Source organism: Aromatoleum evansii, from assembly GCF_045689615.1.
GTDB classification, from domain to species: Bacteria; Pseudomonadota; Gammaproteobacteria; order Burkholderiales; family Rhodocyclaceae; genus Aromatoleum; species Aromatoleum evansii.
The window spans coordinates 1,511,332-1,530,372 of the sequence record NZ_CP141259.1 but is presented as its reverse complement, the minus strand read 5'-3'; the positions used below and the strand labels follow the sequence as shown (position 1 = coordinate 1,530,372).

Sequence of the window (19,041 nt, the reverse complement as noted above, 5' to 3'; positions counted from 1 at the left end):
GCGGGGCACACATGCGCGTGGCCATCACTCATACGTACGTATTACGGTAACGCCGAAACAAAGTTTAACAATGATCGAAATCAGGGAAAAAATCGCACCAATTCCCCGGAAGCTCGCGATAGAAAACTTCTATCGACCACCTGTGCAAAAGGCAATTGGATCTTTCCAAATCATGGCAACATAATCCTCCGGTCATTCAACCCACTCTGGAGACGACTAACATGGCAGTCCTCGTCGGCAAGAAGGCCCCGGATTTCACCGCCACTGCGGTTCTCGGCAACAACGAAATCAAGAACATCACGTTCTCGGAAGTCACCAAGGGCAAGTACGCCGTGGTGTTCTTCTACCCGCTGGACTTCACCTTCGTGTGCCCGTCCGAGCTGATCGCCTTCGATCACCGCCTGGAAGAATTCACCAAGCGCGGCGTCGAAGTGCTTGGCGTTTCGATCGACAGCCAGTTCACCCACCTCGCGTGGAAGAACACGCCGGTCAACAACGGCGGCATCGGCCAAGTCCAGTACACGCTCGTCGCCGACATCAAGCACGAGATCTGCCGTGCCTATGACGTCGAAGCCGAAGGCGGAGTCGCCTTCCGTGGCTCCTTCCTGATCGACAAGAACGGCGTCGTGCGCCACCAGGTCGTGAACGACCTGCCGCTGGGCCGCAACATCGACGAGATGATCCGCATGGTCGATGCGCTGCAATTCACCGAAGAGCACGGCGAAGTCTGCCCGGCCGGCTGGAACAAGGGCAAGGCCGGCATGAAGGCCAGCACCGCCGGTGTCGCCGAGTACCTCGCCGAGCACGCCAAGGAACTCTGAGCGCTCGCAGCCGGATCAGCCGAAAGGCCGCGCCCTCACGGGCCGCGGCCTTTTTTGCGTCCGTATCAATTCGGATAGACGACCTCGACCGATTCGTGCGGCAACCACTCCCGCAGACTGTCGAGGAGCGCATCGTCGATACGCACGCGCCAGGCCGCGCCGAAGGGCAGCTCGGCCTCCGCTTGTTCGTTGCGATAGCGCAGCGAAACCGGGCAGCCGCCGTCGCGAAACGGCGAGAGCAGCGCTTCGAGCTTGTCCGCAGCCGCTGCGGCGCCCCCCGCACCCTTCACTTCGCCATTGACGCTGATCTGGAGAGCCTTGGCAAAGCGGGAACGTGCCTCACCGAGCGACAGCAACTTGTCGGCGACGATGCGCAGCCCGCCGGTGAAGTCGTCGTTGCTGACCTTGCCTTCGACCACCAGCACCTCGTCGGTGACGATCTTGGTCCGGTTCGCGTCGAACGCTTCGGAAAAAACCGAAACCTCGCGCACCTGGGAACCGTCGTCGAGCACGACGAAGGCCATCTTGCCGCGGTTGGTCATCTTGGTGCGCACATCCATCACCACCCCCGCCAGCAACGCTAGATCGCGCGATGGTTCGAGCTGCGACAGCGGCCGCCGGATGAAACGGCGCACCTCGTCGCGGAAGCTGTTGAACGGATGGCCCGAAAGGAAGAAGCCGATTGCGGTCTTCTCTTCCTTGAGCCGCTCGCGCTCCGTCCACGGCCGCACGTTCGCATACTGGGGCGCGGCACCGGCGGCCTCCGGGACGAGATCGAACAGGCCTCCCTGCATCGCATTCGCGGCGGCCTGCTCGGCCGCCTCCATCGCCAGCGCGACGGTCGCGAGCAGGCGCGCACGGTCTGCCGTGCCGCTGGGCTCGATGGTGTCGAAGGCACCCGAACGGATCAGCGCCTCGATCACGCGCCGGTTGACCATGCGTCGGTCCACGCGCGCGCAGAAATCGAACAGATCCTTGTACGCGCCGCCGTTCTTGCGTGCCTCGAGGATGGAGCGCACCGCCGGCTCGCCCACACCCTTCACCGCACCAAGACCGTAGCGGATCGTCTTGCGATCCGTGGGAACGAAACGGTAGTCAGACTGGTTCACGTCGGGCGGCAGGACCGTGATCCCGTTCGCGATCGTGTCCTCGAAGAAGATCTTGATCGTGTCGGTGTTGTCGAGGTCCGCCGACATGGTCGCGGCCATGAAGGCCGCGCAGTGGTGCGCCTTGAGCCACGCGGTATGGTAGGTGACCACGGCGTAGGCGGCAGTGTGCGACTTGTTGAAGCCGTACTCCGCGAACTTCGTCATCAGGTCGAAGAGCTGCTCCGCGAGCGCCGGATCGTAACCCTTCTGCTTCGCACCGGCTGCGATCGTCTCGCGGTGCTTGGCCATCTCCTCCGGCTTCTTCTTGCCCATCGCGCGGCGCAGCATGTCGGCGCCGCCCAGCGTATAGCCGCCGATGATCTGCGAGATCTGCATCACCTGTTCCTGATACACGATCACGCCGTAGGTCGGCTCCAGGCAGGGCTTGAGATCCGGATGGAAGTAGTCGATCTCCTGCTGCCCCTTCTTGCGCAGGATGAAGTCGTCCACCATGCCCGAGCCGAGCGGGCCCGGGCGGTAGAGCGCGAGCACCGCAATGATGTCCTCGAAGCGGTCGGGGGCGAGCTTCTTGAGGAGCTTCTTCATCCCGTCCGATTCCACCTGGAAGATCGCGGTGGTATTCGCGTCCTTCAGGATCTGGTAGGCGGCGGGGTCGGTGAAAGGCAGCGCGGCGAGGTTGGGCTTCTCCCCGGTGAGGCGCTCGACGTACTCGACTGCGAGCTCGATGATGGTGAGGTTGCGCAGGCCAAGGAAGTCGAACTTCACCAGGCCGACCGCCTCGACATCGTCCTTGTCGAACTGTGACACCGGCGTCGCGTCGTCACCGTCGGCGATGTAGAGCGGGCAGAAGTCGGTGAGCTTGCCCGGCGCGATGAGCACGCCGCCAGCGTGCATGCCGACGTTGCGGCTCAATCCCTCCAGCGGCTCGGCGAGGCTCCACAGCTCCTGCACCGACTCGCCGTCGTTGCCGTCCTTCATCATCTCGCCGATCTGCGGCTCCATCTCGTAGGCCTTCGCCAGCGATACGGGTTTGGCGCCTTCGATCGGGATCAGCTTGGAGAGCCGGTCGCACAAGCCGTAGGGCAGGTCGAGCACGCGGCCGACGTCGCGCACCACCGCCTTGGACGCCATGGTGCCGAAGGTCGCGATCTGGCTGACCGCATCCTTGCCGTAGCGCTCGCGCACATACTCGATCACGCGGTAGCGGTTGTCCTGGCAGAAGTCGATGTCGAAGTCGGGCATCGACACCCGCTCGGGGTTCAGGAAGCGCTCGAACAGCAGCGCGTAGGCGAGCGGATCGAGGTCGGTGATGCGCAGACTGTAGGCGACGAGCGAGCCCGCCCCCGAACCCCGCCCCGGACCCACGGGGACGCCGTTCTGCTTGCCCCAGTTGATGAAGTCCGCGACGATCAGGAAGTATCCGGGAAAACCCATCTGGATGATGGTGTCGGTCTCGAACTTGAGCCGCGCCTCGTAGGTCGGACGCTGGCGCTCGCGTTCGGCATCGTCCGGATAGAGTTCCTTCAGGCGCACCTCGAGGCCCGCCTTGGCCTCCGCGACGAGGAAGTCGTCGAGGGTCATCCCTTCCGGGGTGGGAAACTGCGGCAGGAAGTTCTTGCCCAACTGCACGGTCAGCGAGCAGCGGCGCGCGATCTCGACCGAATTCTCGAGCGCCTCCGGGATGTCGGCGAAGAGTTCGCACATCTCGTCCTGGCTCTTGAGGTACTGCTCCTCGGTGTAGTCCCGCGGGCGACGCTTGTCGGCCAGCACGTAGCCCTGCGCGATACACACGCGCGCCTCGTGGGCCTTGAAGTCCTCGCGCTTGAGGAACTGCACCGGGTGGGTCGCCACCACCGGCAGTCCCAGCCTGCCGGCCAGCTGCACCGCCTGGCGTACGTAACCCTCCGCTCCCGCATGGCCTGCGCGCTGCAACTCGATGTAGTAGCCGCCGGGAAACAATGCAGCCCATTCGGAGGCCACCCGATCAGCGAGTTCGACGTTACCGTTCGCCAGTGCTTGCCCCACTTCCCCTTCGCGCGCACCGGACAGGCACAGCAGGTCGGACGCGGCGCCGTCGGCGAACCAGTCGCGACGAATCTCGGCGCGTCCGCGGTACTTGTTGTCGAGAAAGGCGCGCGTCAGCAGCTCGCACATCTGGCCATAGCCCTTGCGGTTCTTGCAGATGAGCAGGGCGCGGAAGGGCTTGTCGCGATCGGTGTCGTTGGTGATCCACGCGTCGACGCCGATGATGGGCTTCATGCCCTTGCCGCGTGCGCCCTTGTAGAACTTGACCATGCCAAACAGGTTGGCAAGGTCGGAAATGCCCAGCGCCGGCATGCCGTCGGCGGCCGCACGGGCAATCGCCTGGTCGATCTGCACGATGCCGTCGGAGATCGAGTACTCGGTATGCAGGCGCAGGTGGATGAAGCGGGGTTCGTGAGATGCAGTCATCGGCGAATTTTACCCGATCGCCTACCTGCGCCGCGCCCCAATTCGGCAGCAGCTGCCGTCGTCGCCCGAGGCAGCCGCGAGGCGTCAGCGCGCGCCGGCGGCCTCGCGGGCCTTCATCAGCGAGAGCTTGCGTGCCTGGTCGGCCTCGAGGATTTCGGCCCGTTGCTCGGGCGTGAGCGGCGCGCCCAGGTCAAGCTCGAGCGCCGAAATCAATCGCGACGCAGCGGACGTGATGCGCCGCTCGTCGGGCATCGCACGGCGCACGCGGGCGGGAGTCGTGCCCGTGATGCGCGCGACCTCGGCAACGAAGTGGTCCTCGATGCGGCGACTTGCGGCCGACAGCGATGCAGTGCGCGCGGGATCCATCGCCGACGGCGGCCCCTGCTGCGCTAGCGCCGAGGGCGCGAGCGGCAGCGCCAGCAGGACCGCTATCGCGAAGCAAGCGCGGCGCAACGAACCGGTTTTCCGCTTCATGGCTCGACCGCTGCTCAGGGCAACAGGATGGTCGAGCCGGTGGTGCGGCGCGCCTCGAGATCGCGATGCGCCTGCGCGGCATCCTTCAGCGCGTAACGCTGATTGATCTCGACCCGCACCTTGCCGGATCCGACCACGTCAAAGAGTTCGTTCGCCATCGCAAGGAGATCCTCGCGTTTCGCGGTGTAGGCCGCGATGCTCGGACGCGTGACGAAGAGCGACCCCAGCGTGTTCAGAAGACCAAGATCGAACGGCGGTACCGGCCCGGACGCCGCACCGAACAGCACCATCATGCCCAAGGGGCGCAGACAGCGCAGCGAATCCATGAAAGTGTCCTTGCCGATCGAGTCGTACACGACCGGCACGCCTGCGCCGCCGGTGATCTCGCGGACACGCTCGGTGAAATTCTCACGGGTATACACGATCGGGTGCTCGCACCCGTGCGCCCGTGCAAGCTCGGCCTTGGCGTCGGATCCGACCGTTCCGATCACGGTCGCGCCCAGCGCCTTCGCCCACTGGCACGCGATGAGGCCGACACCGCCCGCGGCCGCGTGGATCAGCACCGTATCGCCCGGCTGCACACGGTAGGTGCGGCGCAGCAGGTACTGCGCCGTGAGCCCCTGCAGCATCATCGCGGCCCCCTGCTCGAAGGACAACGATGCCGGCAGCTTCACGACCCGATGCGCAGGCAGGTTGCGCACCTCGGAATACGCCCCGAGCGGCCCGCCGGCATAGGCGACCCGGTCGCCGGGCACCAGGTCCGAGACGCCCTCGCCTACCGCCACGACCACGCCCGCCCCCTCGAGGCCCAGGCCGGAAGGAAGCGGCACCGGATACAGTCCGCTGCGATGGTACGTGTCGATGTAGTTGAGACCAACCGCATGATGGCGAACCGCCACCTCGCCCGCGGCAGGTGCACCGACGTCGACAGTTTCCCACTGGAGCACCTCGGGACCACCGGTCTTGTTGAAGCGAATCGCGTGAGTCATGTCAAAGTCCCTTATTCCGGAAATGTTAGGTGGATTGTAAACCCTGTTAACGCCGGAACAGCCAGATAAGCAGACTCAGGACGAGGGAGACGAGCAACCCCGTCGTGACCGGAAAGAAAAAGTCGAAGCCGTCGCGTTGAATGTGGATGTCGCCCGGCAGACGGCCGAACGGAATCCGCGCCAGCCAAGGCCAGAAAAGTCCCGCGACGAGAACAAGAAGGCCGAGGATGATCAGCAGCCTTTGCATGATCGTTTCCCCGGCCTCCCCGAAAAAAAACCCGCGCGACCGGGATCCTGACCCGGATCCCGGTCGCGCCGTCCGACTCCCTTACACCGCAGCGCCCGACTGCATGCGCTGCTCGTAGGCGTCGACCACCGACACCGCGGTAATGTTCACCAGACGGCGCACCGTTGCCGACGGCGTCAGAATATGCACCGGCAGGCGCGCACCCAGCAGCATCGGGCCGATCGAAACGCCGTCGCTGTTGGCCATCTTCATCATGTTGAATGAGATGTTCGCGGCGTCGATGTTGGGCATCACGACCAGGTTGGCCTCGCCGACCAGCGTCGACTCGGCGTTGGCCTTGGCACGGATTTCCGGCGACAGCGCCGAGTCGCCGTGCATCTCGCCGTCGCACTCGAGGCCGGGAGCGATCTCACGCAGGATCCCTGCAGCCTCGCGCATCTTGCGCGCCGAGGCGGTACGCGCGCTGCCGAAGTTGGAATGCGACACCAGCGCGACACGCGGCTCGATGCCGAAGCGACGCAGCTCATCGGCCGCCATGCGGGCGATCTCGGCGACTTCCTCGGCGTTCGGATTCTCGTTCACGTACGGGTCGGTGATCGCCAGCGTGCGCTTGGGCAGCAGCAGCAGGCTCATCGAGGCGAAGAGCTTGGCGCCGGGCCTCAGGCCGATCACGTCCTCGACCTGCTTGAAGTGGTAATCGTACGAGCCGAAGGTGCCGCACACGAGGGCATCCGCATCGCCACGGCGCAGCACCATGCAGCCGATGAGCGTCGTGTCGCGGCGCATCTTGGCCTTCGCCAGCTCCGGCGTGACGCCGTCGCGGCACATCATGCGATGGTACTCCTGCCACAGCTCCTTGTAGCGCGGGTCCGATTCCGGATTGATGATGTCGAAGTCGCGGCCCGGCACGAGGTTCAGGCCGATCTTCTGGATGCGCATCTCGATGACGCTCGGACGGCCGATGAGGATCGGACGGGCGATGTTCTCCTCGATGACGACGCGCGCGGCGTGCAGGACGCGCTCATCCTCGCCCTCGGCGTACAGCACACGCTTGAACTCGGCCGGCACGCGCTTGGCTGCGGCAAAGACCGGCTTCATGACGATGCCAGACTGGTACACGAAGTCCGACAGGCTCGCGATATAGGCTGCCAGATCCTCGATCGGCTTGGTCGCGACGCCCGAATCCATCGCGGCCTTCGCGACGGCCGGTGCGATCTTGACGATCAGGCGCGGATCGAACGGCTTCGGAATGATGTACTCGGGGCCGAAGCGCAGATCAGCACCGCCGTAGGCGGAGGCGACGATGTCGCTCTGCTCGGCCTGCGCCAGCTCGGCAATCGCGCGCACGCAGGCAAGCTTCATCTCCTCGTTGATCGTCGTCGCGCCGACGTCAAGCGCGCCGCGGAAGATGAACGGGAAGCACAGGACGTTGTTGACCTGGTTCGGGTAATCCGAACGCCCGGTCGCGATGATGCAGTCGGGGCGCGCCTTCTTGGCGTCCTCAGGCAGGATCTCCGGGTTCGGATTCGCGAGCGCGAAGATCAGCGGCTTGTCGGCCATCGAGGCGACCATCTCGGGCTTCAGCACGCCCGCGGTCGACAGGCCGAGGAACACGTCCGCGCCCACCATCACGTCGGCGAGCGTGCGCGCGTCGGTCTTCTGCGCATAGCGGGCCTTGTTGGCCTCCATGTTCTCTTCGCGGCCGACCCAGATCACGCCCTTGGAGTCGCAGACGTACACGTTTTCGCGCTTCAGGCCGAGGCCCACCATCAGGTCCAGGCAGGCGATCGCCGCGGCGCCGGCGCCGGAACACACCAGCTTGACCTTGGCGATGTCCTTGCCGATCACCTTCAGGCCGTTGATCAGGCCAGCCGCGGAGATGATCGCCGTGCCGTGCTGGTCGTCGTGGAAGACCGGGATCTTCATGCGCTCGCGCAGCTTCTTCTCGATGTAGAAGCACTCGGGCGCCTTGATGTCTTCGAGGTTGATACCGCCGAGCGTCGGCTCGAGCGAGGCGATGATGTCGATCAGCTTGTCCGGGTCGTTCTCGGCCAGTTCGATGTCGAACACGTCGATGCCGGCGAATTTCTTGAACAGGCAGCCCTTGCCCTCCATGACCGGCTTGGATGCCAGCGGGCCGATGTTGCCCAGACCAAGCACCGCGGTGCCGTTGGTCACCACCGCGACGAGGTTGCCGCGCGAGGTGTATTCGCGCGCGTTCGCCGGATCCTCGACGATCGCGTCGCACGCCGCGGCGACGCCGGGCGAGTAGGCCAGCGCCAGATCGCGCTGGTTGGTGAGGCTCTTGGTCGGGACGACCGAAATCTTGCCGCGCGTCGGCGCACGATGATATTCGAGTGCCGCGGCGATGAAATCCTGATCCATTGTTCTCCCTCTCCGGGTCGGTGAGATGTGTTGTTGCTGTAGTGTTTTTCCAGCGCGGCGAAAACCTACGCCCGCTCGGGCGTCTCGCCAATTGCGATCATCCGCAGCTGTCCGGCCTATTCCGTCGGGGACTCCCGGGACCGGGAGCGATCGCACGCATCGGACAGCTGAGCTCGCACGCCGGCGGGGCGCGAGGGCGCCGCACCGGCACCACGCTCGGCGAGGCGCAAGTGTAGCGCAGCTACTCGGGCTTGGGCAGTGGCCATGTAGGGGTAAACCCGAAAGCACCGAACGACGCCGGAACGGCCACCGCACTTCCCGGAAACCGCATCCCGATCGACATTTTTTGGCACAATCTCACCCGACTCGACAAGGGAATCCAAGATGCGACGCGTGGTATTCAATCAGAAGGGCGGAGTCGGCAAGTCCACCATCACCTGCAACCTGGCGGCGATCAGCGCCCACCAGGGCAAGCGCACACTGGTGGTGGACCTCGATCCGCAGGGGAACTCGACCCAGTACCTGCTGGGCATTTCCGGGGAAAACCTGGAAACCACGCTCGCCGACTTCTTCGACCAGACGCTCAATTTCAAGCTCAACCCGAAGAAGATCGAGGAGTTCATCGTCGCGAGCCCCTTCCCCAATCTCGACGTCATGCCGTCGCATCCGGGCCTCGAGGACCTGCAGGGCAAGCTCGAATCGCGCTACAAGATCTACAAGCTGCGCGACGCGCTCGCGGAGCTCGCCGGCGACTACGACGTCATCTACATCGACACCCCGCCCGCCCTGAATTTCTACACCCGCTCGGCGCTGATTGCCGCGGACAGCTGCCTCATCCCCTTCGACTGCGACGAGTTCTCGCGCCGCGCGCTATATGCGCTGATGGAGAACGTGCAGGAGATCCGCGCCGATCACAACCGCGACCTGTCGGTCGAAGGCATCGTCGTGAACCAGTTCCAGGCGCGCGCCGGACTGCCGCAGAAGGTCGTGCAGGAGCTCATCGACGAGGGCCTGCCCGTGCTGGCGCCCTACCTCTCGGCATCGGTGAAGATCAAGGAGTCGCATGAACAGTCGCGCCCGATGATCCATCTCGACCCGAAACACAAGCTCGCGCAGGAATACGTCGCGCTGCACGACCGCCTCGCACGCACCTACGGAACCTGAACCCCGCGCGGTCAGGTGCCCCGCTGCGCGGCGGGGCGCCGCACATCATGCAGGGCTGAGTTTGGCCACTGCCAGCATCAGCCACTTGACGCCGGCCGAGCCGAAATTGATCTGTACCCGCGCATCGGCGCCGCTGCCCTCGGCCGCCACGATCACGCCCTGGCCGAACTTCGCATGCGTAACGAGCTGGCCGACGCGCAGGCCGCCCAGATCCTGGCTCCGCGCCGGAGCCTGCGCCACCCGGGGCGCAAGGCCGCCACGCCCCGGCTCGACACGCATCCCCGCACCGCTGCGCGCGCCCATGCCGCGCGGGCTGGGCGGCGAAAGCCATTTCACCAGCCCTTCCGGGATTTCCTCGAGGAAGCGCGAGCGCAGGTTGTAGCGCGTCTGACCGTGCAGCATGCGGCTCTGCGCAAAGCTCAGGTACAGCCGCTCGCGTGCCCGCGTCACCGCGACGTACATCAGGCGTCGCTCTTCTTCCAGGCCCTCGTTCTCGACCGCACTGTTCTCGTGCGGAAACAGCCCCTCCTCGAGTCCGGAGAGGAAGACCACGTCGAACTCCAGCCCCTTCGACGAGTGCACGGTCATCAGCTGCACGGCGTCGCTGCCGGCATCGGCCTGATGATCGCCCGCCTCCAGCGACGCGTGGGCGAGGAAATCGGCCAGCAGCGCATGCGGCTGCGCCAACGCCTCGGCATCCGCGCCCGACTCGCCGAGGAAGTTCGCTGCGGCGTTGATGAGTTCGTCGAGGTTCTCGAGCCGCTCCTGCCCTTCCTTTTCGCTGCGATAGAAATCACGCAGCCCACTCGCATCCAGCACGTGATCCACCAGCTCGGGGAGCGGCAGACGGGCCGTGTCGCGGCGCAGATCCTCCACGAGGCGCACGAATTGCGCGAGCACCGTCCCCGGCTTTCCCGACAGGTGCGGCACCGTCGAGTACAGGCTCGCATTCCAGGTGCGCGCCGCGTCCTGCAGCGCTTCGAGCGATCGCGCACCGATGCCCCGCGTCGGAAAATTCACGACGCGGCTGAAGGCCGTGTCGTCGTCCGGGTTGGCGATCAGGCGCAGATAGGCCAGCGCATGCTTGATCTCCTGACGCTCGAAGAAGCGCAGGCCGCCATACACGCGATAGGCGATGCCCGCGGAAAACAGCTGGTGCTCGAGCACGCGCGACTGAGCATTGGAGCGATACAGCAGCGCGATGTCCGACCGGCTCATGCCGTCACGTACCAGCGACTGGATCTCCTCCACGATCCAGCGCGCCTCGTCCATGTCCGCATACGCCTCGAACACGCGGATCGGTTCGCCGGCGCCGCGCTCGGTCCATAGGTTCTTGCCCAGCCTAGCGGTGTTGTGGCGGATGATCGCGTTCGCCGCGTCGAGGATGTTGCCATGGGAGCGGTAGTTCTGCTCCAGCCGGATCACGTTGGCGACACGAAACTCGCGCTCGAAGTCGCGCATATTGCCGACCTCCGCGCCGCGGAAGCGGTAGATCGACTGGTCGTCGTCGCCCACGCAGAACAGGCAGGCCCCGCCTTCGCGCCCGTCATCGGCAAGCAGCTTCAGCCAGCGGTACTGCAGGCGGTTCGTATCCTGGAACTCATCGACCAGGATGTGGCGGAAGCGGCGCTGATAGTGCCGGCGTATCGGCTCGTTGCGCTCCAGCAGCTCGTAGGTACGCAGCAGCAACTCCGCAAAATCCACAACAGACTCGCGCTGGCATTGCGCCTCATACTCCGCGAAAAGCTCCACCCGGCGTCGCGTGTAGTCGTCCCAGGCTTCGACCGCGTGCGGGCGCAGACCGGCTTCCTTCTGGGCATTGATGAAATGTTGCAGTTCGCGCGGCGGAAACTTCTCGTCATCGACATTGAGCGCCTTCAACAGGCGCTTGATCGCTGCGAGCTGGTCACCGGAATCGAGGATCTGGAAGAGCCGCGGCAGCCCCGCATCACGGTGGTGGGCCCGCAGCAGGCGGTTGCACAGCCCGTGGAAGGTCCCGATCCACATTCCGCGTGCGGAATGCCCGAAGGACAACGGCAGCATCGCCGACAGGCGCGCCAGCAGCTCCTTCGCCGCCTTGTTGGTGAAGGTCACCGCAAGGACCCCCTGCGGATCGACCTGCCCCGTCTGCACCAGCCATGCGATGCGGGTCGTGAGGACGCGGGTCTTGCCCGAGCCGGCACCGGCGAGGATCAGCGAGTGCTGCGGCGGGAGGGTGACGGCCTGGAGTTGTTCGGGATTGAGATTGGCGAGCAGATCGGACATGCGGGCTTCCTGGTCAGGCCGCGATTCTAACCGGGAGCGGCGACTTGTTTCCTCCCGGATCATCGCCCCCATCCTCAGGATCCGGTCCGCAGCCCATGCAGTTGAAAAAGAAAACCGTTGCGGCAATGCAACATCAAGTTGAAAACGTATAACGAATGGCGTATTTTTTTAGTTGTGCGTAGCAGCAATCCGTTGAGAAAAATCAAGGAAACCTGCTACCGAAGCGAAGAAAATTGCAACCAATTTTTGATGCTGCAGCGCATTAACCGCGCCCTCCACGGCCGGCTCAAGAGGCCGATCCGCGCGACGCAAGAACTGGCCGACGATGGCCATCAGGAGAACCAAGCCATGAAGACCCCGAAACTACTGCCCTGGTATGCCCGCAAGGCCGGCGTAACCATCGAGCGCGCCACGGTGCTATGGCACCAGGCCGTGCGCGAGGCGACCGCGGCAACCGGGTGGGTGGGCAATTCGGAATACTGGGGCGAGGCGATGAACGCCTTCCAGCGCCTCCTCGAAAGCGAGCGCGCCACCTTCTGCGCGCCGCGCGTGACCCCGATCGTGCGCTCCCAGAACCGCCTGTGGCGCCTGCCGCTGACGGCGATGGAAGACATGGTCTCCGTCTTCTCCGCCAACTGGCAGCGCCAGGCCGGCACGCCGCGCAAGGCCGCCTGAGCACACGAATATCCGCGGCTCGCGCCGCGACATCGTCTTCCTCCCTCTCCCTCAAAGGAGATTAAGCATCCGGCTCCCTCCGGATGCTTTTTTTTGTCCGCACCCGACCCGCCCGGACGTCGCAGGCAGAGACGCCGCACGAGGCTCAACGGCTTCGCGGTATACTCGTGTGTTTTCCACGTCTCGACTCCCGCCCGCACATGCAGGACAAATACACCCCCGCCACGGTCGAATCCGCCGCCCAGCAGCACTGGGAATCCGCCCAGGCCTTCCGCGTCACCGAGGACGCGAGCAAGCCCAAGTACTACTGCCTGAGCATGTTCCCCTACCCGTCGGGGAAGCTGCACATGGGCCACGTGCGCAATTACACGATCGGCGACGTGCTCGCGCGCTACCACCGCATGCGCGGCTACAACGTCCTGCAACCAATGGGCTGGGACGCCTTCGGCATGCCGGCCGAAAACGCCGCGATCCAGAACAACGTGCCGCCGGCGAAGTGGACCTACGCGAACATCGACTACATGAAGACGCAGCTGAAGCGTCTCGGTTTCGCCATCGACTGGTCGCGCGAGCTCGCCACCTGCAAACCCGATTACTACCGCTGGGAGCAGTGGCTGTTCACGCGCCTGTACCAGAAGGGCCTGATCTACAAGAGGCTCGGCACGGTGAACTGGGACCCGGTCGACGAGACCGTGCTCGCCAACGAGCAGGTCATCGACGGCAAGGGCTGGCGCAGCGGCGCCGTCGTCGAGAAGCGCGAAATCCCCATGTACTACATGAAGATCACCGCCTACGCGGATGAGCTTCTCGACGCCCTCGACGCCCTGCCCGGCTGGCCCGAGCAGGTCAAACTGATGCAGAAGAACTGGATCGGCCGCTCGGAAGGCGTGGAAGTGCATTTCCCCTACGACCTGTCGACGATCGGCAAGTCCGGCGTGCTGAAGGTGTTCACCACGCGCGCGGACACCCTGATGGGCGCGACCTACGTCGCCGTCGCCGCCGAGCACCCGCTCGCGCTGCAGGCCGCAACCAACAACCCGGCACTCGCCGCCTTCATCGACGAATGCCGCCACGGGGGCGTCGCCGAGGCCGACCTCGCGACGATGGAAAAGAAGGGCATGCCGACCGGGCTGCGCGTGGTCCACCCCATCACGGGCGAATTCATGGACGTGTGGGTCGCGAACTACGTCCTGATGGGCTACGGCGAAGGCGCGGTAATGGCCGTCCCGGCGCACGACGAGCGCGATTTCGCGTTCGCGACGAAATACCACCTGCCGATCCGCATGGTCGTCGGCTCGACGCGCGACGCCTATGCCGACACCGTCGCGCCGTGGCAGGACGCCTACTCCGAGCACGGCCGTCTGGTGAATTCCGGCAAGTACGACGGCCTGCACTTCCAGGATGCCGTCGACGCGATCTCCGCCGATCTGGCCGAAAAGGGCCTCGGCGCCAAGCGTACGCAGTACCGCCTGCGCGACTGGGGCATCTCGCGCCAGCGCTACTGGGGCTGCCCGATCCCCATGATCCACTGCGACGACTGCGGCGACGTGCCGGTGCCGGACGAGCAGCTGCCGGTCGTGCTGCCCGAGAACGTCGAGATCACCGGCCGCGGCTCGCCGCTCGCGAAGATGCCCGAGTTCTACCAGTGCAGCTGCCCAAAATGCGGCAAGCCCGCGCGCCGCGAGACCGACACGATGGACACCTTCGTCGAGTCCTCGTGGTATTTCCTGCGCTATGCCGCGCCGGACAACGACAAGGCGATGGTCGACGGGCGCGTGAACTACTGGGCGCCGGTCGACCAGTACATCGGCGGCATCGAGCACGCAATCCTGCACCTGCTGTATTCGCGCTTCTTCACCCGCGCGATGCGCGACGAAGGCCTGGTGAACGTCTCCGAGCCGTTCACGAACCTGCTCACCCAGGGCATGGTCGTCGCCGAGACCTACTACCGCGACGCCGAAGGCGGCAAGAAGCAGTGGATCAACCCCGCCGACGTGCAGATCGAGCGTGACGACAAGGGCCGCATCACCGCGGCGAAGCTCGCTACCGACGGCCAGCCGGTCGTCATCGGCGGCACCGAAAAGATGTCGAAGTCGAAGAACAACGGCGTCGACCCCCAGGCCCTGGTCGACCAGTACGGCGCCGACACCGCGCGCCTGTTCATCATCTTCGCCGCGCCGCCGGACCAGCAGCTCGAATGGTCGGATTCGGGCGTCGAAGGCGCCTATCGCTTCCTGAGGCGCGTGTGGGCCTTCGGCCACGGCTTCGCCAACGAAATCCGCGCGCAACTCCCCGCCGCGCGCACGCTCGCGGCAGCCCAGTTGCCCGAGGCGCTGGCCGCGGTGCGCCGCGAGATCCACACCTGCCTCAAGCAGGCGAACTACGACTTCGGCAAGCACCAGTTCAACACCGTCGTCTCGGCGGCGATGAAGACCCTCAACGCCCTCGAGAAGGCGCCGCGCGACAACGCCGCCGCCCACGCCGAGGTCACCGAGGAAGGCCTGTCCATCCTGCTGCGCCTGCTCGCCCCGATCACACCGCACATCGCGCACGCTCTATGGCAGGACTGCGGTTTCGCCGGCGATGTGCTGAATGCGCCCTGGCCCGAACCGTCCGAAGCTGCGCTCAAGCAGGATGAGCTCGACCTCGTGCTGCAGGTGAATGGCAAGCTGCGCGGCAACATCAAGGTGTCGGCGGACGCCAGCGCTTCGCAGATCGAGGCGATCGCGCTCGCCTCCGAGGCGGCGCAGAAGTTCATGGAAGGCAAGCCGCCGCGCAAGGTCGTGGTCGTGCCGGGCCGTCTCGTCAACATCGTGGTCTGAGGACTCCAGCGGATGACTCCTTCCCGCTCCCGCCGCAGTCTGCTGCTGGCCCTCGGCGCAGTCGCCGTGGCGCCGCTGGCCGGCTGCGGCTTCCAGTTGCGCGGACCGCGTCCGCTCGCGTTCTCGAGCATCCACGTCGGCGTCAGCGCCCAGAGCGAATTCGGCGCCGCGCTGCGTCGACGCATCCGCACCAGCGGCACGACCGAGATCGTCGACGACCCGTCCAAGGCCGAAGCAAAACTCGAAATCCTGCGCAATCAGCCCGAGCGGGAGATCCTCACACTGACGGGCGCCGGCAAGGTGCGCGAGTACGAACTGCGCCACGTCCTCACCTTCCGGTTGATCGACCGCGCGGGCAACGAACGCATCCGCCCCACGACGATTTCGGCCAAGCGCGAATACACCTACGACGACTCCCAGGTGCTCGCGAAAGAGCAGGAGGAAGCCCTGCTCTACCGCGACATGCAGGGCGACCTCGTAGACCAGCTCATGCGCCGACTCGCTGCCGTCAAGCCGTGATCCTGCGTCCGGACCAGCTGCCCCCCCTCCTCGAAAAGCCGCTCGCCCCGCTTTACCTGCTGCACGGCAACGAACCGCTGCTTGTGCTCGAAGCGGCCGACCTGATCCGGGCGGCCGCACGCCGCCAGGGGTTCGAGGAAAGGGAGACGCTGGTCGTCGGGCAGGGATTCCGCTGGGACAGCCTGAGCGCCGCCGCCGGTAATTTCTCGTTGTTCGGCGGCTCGAAGCTGATCGACCTGCGTATCCCCACCGGCAAGCCCGGTCGCGAAGGCGGCGAGGCGTTGCAACGGCATGCCCGCAACGCGGGCGACGGAATCGTCACGCTCGTCACGCTACCCGAGCTCGACTGGACCGCACGCAAGGCCTCATGGTTTACAGCCTTGAGCGATGCCGGCATAGCGGTTGAGCTCAACGCCCCCGAGCGCGAGCGCCTGCCGGAATGGATCGCGGGCCGCCTCGCGCGCCAGAACCAGTCCGCGCCCGCCGAAGCGCTCGCCTTCATCGCCGATCACGTCGAAGGCAACCTCCTCGCGGCACATCAGGAGATCCTCAAGCTGGGCCTGCTGCACGGTGAAGGACGCCTGACGCAGGAAGACGTGCAGGATGCGGTGCTCAACGTCGCGCGCTACGACATCAACAAACTGCGCCATTCCCTCCTCGAAGGCGACCCCGTGCGCTGCACGCGCCTGCTCGAAGGCCTGCAGGGCGAGGGAACGGCCCCGCCGCTCGTCCTTTGGGCGCTCGCGAACGAAATCCGCACGCTCGCCAACCTCAGTTCCGGCGTCGCATCCGGCCAGCAATTGCCGGCCCTGCTCAAGGCCGAGCGCGTCTTCGACGAACGCCGCCGCCAGGCGATCCAGCGCGCCATGCCACGCCTGAAGCCGGCGACGCTGCGCGCCGCGCTGCTGCACGCCGCACGCATCGACCGCGTGATCAAGGGCCTCGCCCCCGGCGACGTGTGGGACGAGTTCCTCCAGCTCGCGCTCCGGCTCGTCCGCCGCTAGCACGTCGGCCGAGCGCGTTCCGACACTGGCCGCACGGCACCGTTCGGTGCTTTAATGTTCTTTTGCACGGCAACACCGGAATTTCGATGGATATTCAGGAATACATGCAGACGCTGGGCCGCCAGGCCCGCGCCGCCTCGCGCCAGCTCGCCAGCGCATCGACCGCCGCGAAGAACGCGGCGCTGTGCGCGATGGCCGCCTCGATTCGCGACCGCCGCGAGGAGTTGCTCGCAGCCAACGCACGCGACCTCGAAGAAGCGCGCGCCGCCGGGCTCGAGCCCGCGATGATCGACCGCCTCACCCTCAACGCCAAGGGCATCGAGGCGATGGCCCAAGGCCTCGAACAGGTCGCAGCGCTACCCGACCCCGTCGGGGAGATCACCGACGTCAAGCGCCGCCCGTCCGGCATCCAGGTCGGCAAGATGCGCGTTCCGCTCGGCGTCATCGGCATCATCTACGAAGCGCGCCCCAACGTCACGGCCGATGCGGCCGCCCTGTGCCTCAAGTCCGGCAACGCGGCGATCCTGCGTGGCGGCAAGGAGGCCCTGCACTGCAACCAGGCGATCGCTGCCTGCGTGCGGTCCGGCCTTGCGGCCGCCGGCCTGCCCGAAACGGCGGTCCAAGTCGTGGACACCACGGATCGCGCCGCTGTCGGCCAGCTCATCACGATGCCCGAGTTCGTCGACGTCATCGTACCGCGCGGCGGCAAGGGGCTCATCGAACGGATCTCGCGCGAAGCGCGCGTGCCGGTGATCAAGCACCTCGACGGCAACTGCCACGTCTACGTCGAAACCGAAGCCGACCCGGCGAAAGTCGTGCCCATCGTCGAAAACGCCAAGACGCAACGCTACGGCACCTGCAACACGGCCGAATCGCTGCTCGTCGACCGCGCCGTGGCGGCCCGCTTCCTGCCAGAAATCGCCCGCATGCTCGCCACGAAGGACGTCGAGATGCGCGGCTGCAACGAGTCGCTCGCCATCCTGCGCGAGGCTGCCATTCCCGGCGCCCGCCTCGTCGCCGCGACCGAGCAGGACTGGAGCGAGGAATATCTCGCACCGATCATCGCGATCAAGCTCGTGTCCGGCATCGATGAGGCGATCGCGCACATCAATACGTACAGCTCCGGGCACACCGAGGCCATCATCACCGAGAACTACACGCGCGCGATGCGCTTCCTGCGCGAAGTGGATTCCGCATCGGTCATGGTCAACGCGTCGACACGCTTTGCGGACGGCTTCGAGTACGGCCTCGGCGCCGAGATCGGCATCTCCACCGACAAGATCCACGCACGCGGCCCGGTCGGCCTCGAAGGCCTCACGAGCCAGAAGTGGATCGTGTTCGGCAACGGGGAAACGCGCCGCTGACATCGGCCCCGAGCAAGCCACCGCCCGGCCCGCATGCCCCGGAACGCCCGTCCCCGCACGGGCGTTTTCGTGCAGACGGGGAAAATCCCCCCGATGACCGAGGAGACGCTTTCATGAACCACCGCCCGCTCCTTGCCGCCCTCGCATTCACTGCAATGACGGCATATGCTTCCCTCGCCGCCGCAGCGACAAACGTTGCCGGTGTGCCTTTCGACGATACCGCCACCGTCGGCGGGCAGACACTGGTTCTGAACGGAACGGGGGTACGCACCCGCCTGCTGTTCAAGGTCTATGCGATGGGCCTGTATGTGCCGCAACGCGCCAGTGATGCGGGGGCCGTGCAGAACCAGTCCGGCAGCAAGCGTATCCGCATCGTCACCCTGCGCGATCTGAGCGCCGAGCAGTTTGTCGACGCCCTCGTCGACGGGCTGAGGAAGAACCACTCCGCCGAGGCGCTCGCAGCCCTCGCCCCCGCGATCGCGGCGTTCCGCAAGGCCATGCTGGAGATCAAGGATGCCCCCACGAATACCGAAGTCCTGCTCGAATCGTGGAACGGCGCCACGCGCCTCACCGTAGGCGGAAAACGACGCGGCGAAGACATCCCGGACGAACGCTTTTTCCCCGCGCTGTTGCGTATCTGGATCGGAGAGGCGCCTGCCGACGCCGAACTCAAACAGAACCTCTTGGGCAAGGCGCCGTAGCCCCGTCAGCCGCAGCCTACACGTTCACACGCAAGTACCCCGGCATTAGGC

The 19,041-nt window shown here is 65.6% G+C and carries 15 protein-coding genes; 8 read left to right on the top strand and 7 right to left on the bottom strand.

What is annotated here, in order from left to right; all coding sequences use genetic code 11:
- The first annotated feature begins 221 nt into the window (after window positions 1-221).
- A complete protein-coding gene (locus U5817_RS07015; RefSeq protein ID WP_169131068.1) occupies window positions 222-821 on the top strand; it encodes a peroxiredoxin in 600 nt (199 codons plus the stop codon).
- A 65-nt stretch (window positions 822-886) separates the two neighbouring features.
- Here the strand turns inward: U5817_RS07015 and dnaE are convergent, their stop codons facing one another.
- The 5 genes from dnaE to U5817_RS06990 form a co-directional block, all read right to left on the bottom strand.
- Window positions 887-4,381: a DNA polymerase III subunit alpha gene (gene dnaE / locus U5817_RS07010; protein ID WP_407280172.1), complete on the bottom strand. Its 3,495-nt coding sequence runs from the start codon at window positions 4,379-4,381 to the stop codon at window positions 887-889.
- Between the two features lie 84 nt (window positions 4,382-4,465).
- A complete protein-coding gene (locus tag U5817_RS07005) occupies window positions 4,466-4,855 on the bottom strand; it encodes a hypothetical protein (protein ID WP_407280171.1) in 390 nt (129 codons plus the stop codon).
- Window positions 4,856-4,869: 14 nt separating this feature from the next.
- The gene (locus U5817_RS07000; RefSeq protein ID WP_407280170.1) at window positions 4,870-5,844 is read right to left on the bottom strand and encodes a quinone oxidoreductase family protein; all 975 of its coding nucleotides are present in this window, start codon (window positions 5,842-5,844) and stop codon (window positions 4,870-4,872) included.
- Between the two features lie 46 nt (window positions 5,845-5,890).
- Window positions 5,891-6,091, bottom strand: a complete 201-nt coding sequence (locus tag U5817_RS06995; protein ID WP_169132610.1) for a DUF2905 domain-containing protein — start codon at window positions 6,089-6,091, stop codon at window positions 5,891-5,893.
- Between the two features lie 81 nt (window positions 6,092-6,172).
- On the bottom strand, window positions 6,173-8,476 hold the full coding sequence (locus tag U5817_RS06990) for an NADP-dependent malic enzyme (protein WP_407280169.1): 2,304 nt from the start codon (window positions 8,474-8,476) through the stop codon (window positions 6,173-6,175).
- 384 nt (window positions 8,477-8,860) lie between these two features.
- On the opposite strand from U5817_RS06990, the gene U5817_RS06985 reads away from it, so the two are divergent.
- Window positions 8,861-9,640, top strand: a complete 780-nt coding sequence (locus tag U5817_RS06985; RefSeq protein WP_169132608.1) for a ParA family protein — start codon at window positions 8,861-8,863, stop codon at window positions 9,638-9,640.
- 45 nt (window positions 9,641-9,685) lie between these two features.
- On the opposite strand, the gene U5817_RS06980 is transcribed toward U5817_RS06985, so the two are convergent.
- Window positions 9,686-11,905 (bottom strand): UvrD-helicase domain-containing protein, encoded by a 2,220-nt coding sequence (locus U5817_RS06980; RefSeq protein WP_407280168.1) that lies wholly within the window; start codon window positions 11,903-11,905, stop codon window positions 9,686-9,688.
- 168 nt (window positions 11,906-12,073) lie between these two features.
- The gene (locus U5817_RS06975) at window positions 12,074-12,238 is read right to left on the bottom strand and encodes a hypothetical protein (protein WP_407280167.1); all 165 of its coding nucleotides are present in this window, start codon (window positions 12,236-12,238) and stop codon (window positions 12,074-12,076) included.
- Window positions 12,239-12,253: 15 nt separating this feature from the next.
- Here U5817_RS06975 and U5817_RS06970 point away from each other — a divergent pair, with 15 nt between their 5' ends.
- From U5817_RS06970 to U5817_RS06945, 6 genes are all read left to right on the top strand, one after another.
- On the top strand, window positions 12,254-12,580 hold the full coding sequence (locus U5817_RS06970; RefSeq protein WP_169132613.1) for a hypothetical protein: 327 nt from the start codon (window positions 12,254-12,256) through the stop codon (window positions 12,578-12,580).
- A gap of 200 nt (window positions 12,581-12,780) precedes the next feature.
- Entirely contained in the window at window positions 12,781-15,402 is a 2,622-nt protein-coding gene (leuS, locus tag U5817_RS06965) for a leucine--tRNA ligase (RefSeq protein WP_407280166.1), read from the top strand.
- Window positions 15,403-15,414: 12 nt separating this feature from the next.
- A complete protein-coding gene (gene lptE / locus U5817_RS06960; RefSeq protein ID WP_407280165.1) occupies window positions 15,415-15,921 on the top strand; it encodes an LPS assembly lipoprotein LptE in 507 nt (168 codons plus the stop codon).
- On the top strand, window positions 15,918-16,925 hold the full coding sequence (gene holA, locus U5817_RS06955; RefSeq protein WP_407280163.1) for a DNA polymerase III subunit delta: 1,008 nt from the start codon (window positions 15,918-15,920) through the stop codon (window positions 16,923-16,925). The genes lptE and holA overlap by 4 nt, the downstream gene beginning before the upstream one ends.
- 86 nt (window positions 16,926-17,011) lie before the next feature.
- Window positions 17,012-18,289, top strand: a complete 1,278-nt coding sequence (locus U5817_RS06950) for a glutamate-5-semialdehyde dehydrogenase (protein ID WP_407280161.1) — start codon at window positions 17,012-17,014, stop codon at window positions 18,287-18,289.
- A gap of 113 nt (window positions 18,290-18,402) precedes the next feature.
- Window positions 18,403-18,990, top strand: coding sequence for a chalcone isomerase family protein (locus tag U5817_RS06945; RefSeq protein ID WP_407280159.1), 588 nt, complete (start codon window positions 18,403-18,405; stop codon window positions 18,988-18,990).
- Window positions 18,991-19,041 lie beyond the last annotated feature (51 nt).

Bases quoted from the DNA above. Each gene is read 5' to 3' on its own strand.
- U5817_RS07015 (WP_169131068.1), top strand. From the start codon at position 222: ATGGCAGTCCTCGTCGGCAAGAAGGCCCCGGATTTCACCGCCACTGCG.
- dnaE (WP_407280172.1), bottom strand. From the start codon at position 4,381: ATGACTGCATCTCACGAACCCCGCTTCATCCACCTGCGCCTGCATACC.
- U5817_RS07005 (WP_407280171.1), bottom strand. From the start codon at position 4,855: ATGAAGCGGAAAACCGGTTCGTTGCGCCGCGCTTGCTTCGCGATAGCG.
- U5817_RS07000 (WP_407280170.1), bottom strand. From the start codon at position 5,844: ATGACTCACGCGATTCGCTTCAACAAGACCGGTGGTCCCGAGGTGCTC.
- U5817_RS06995 (WP_169132610.1), bottom strand. From the start codon at position 6,091: ATGCAAAGGCTGCTGATCATCCTCGGCCTTCTTGTTCTCGTCGCGGGA.
- U5817_RS06990 (WP_407280169.1), bottom strand. From the start codon at position 8,476: ATGGATCAGGATTTCATCGCCGCGGCACTCGAATATCATCGTGCGCCG.
- U5817_RS06985 (WP_169132608.1), top strand. From the start codon at position 8,861: ATGCGACGCGTGGTATTCAATCAGAAGGGCGGAGTCGGCAAGTCCACC.
- U5817_RS06980 (WP_407280168.1), bottom strand. From the start codon at position 11,905: ATGTCCGATCTGCTCGCCAATCTCAATCCCGAACAACTCCAGGCCGTC.
- U5817_RS06975 (WP_407280167.1), bottom strand. From the start codon at position 12,238: ATGGCCATCGTCGGCCAGTTCTTGCGTCGCGCGGATCGGCCTCTTGAG.
- U5817_RS06970 (WP_169132613.1), top strand. From the start codon at position 12,254: ATGAAGACCCCGAAACTACTGCCCTGGTATGCCCGCAAGGCCGGCGTA.
- leuS (WP_407280166.1), top strand. From the start codon at position 12,781: ATGCAGGACAAATACACCCCCGCCACGGTCGAATCCGCCGCCCAGCAG.
- lptE (WP_407280165.1), top strand. From the start codon at position 15,415: ATGACTCCTTCCCGCTCCCGCCGCAGTCTGCTGCTGGCCCTCGGCGCA.
- U5817_RS06950 (WP_407280161.1), top strand. From the start codon at position 17,012: ATGGATATTCAGGAATACATGCAGACGCTGGGCCGCCAGGCCCGCGCC.
- U5817_RS06945 (WP_407280159.1), top strand. From the start codon at position 18,403: ATGAACCACCGCCCGCTCCTTGCCGCCCTCGCATTCACTGCAATGACG.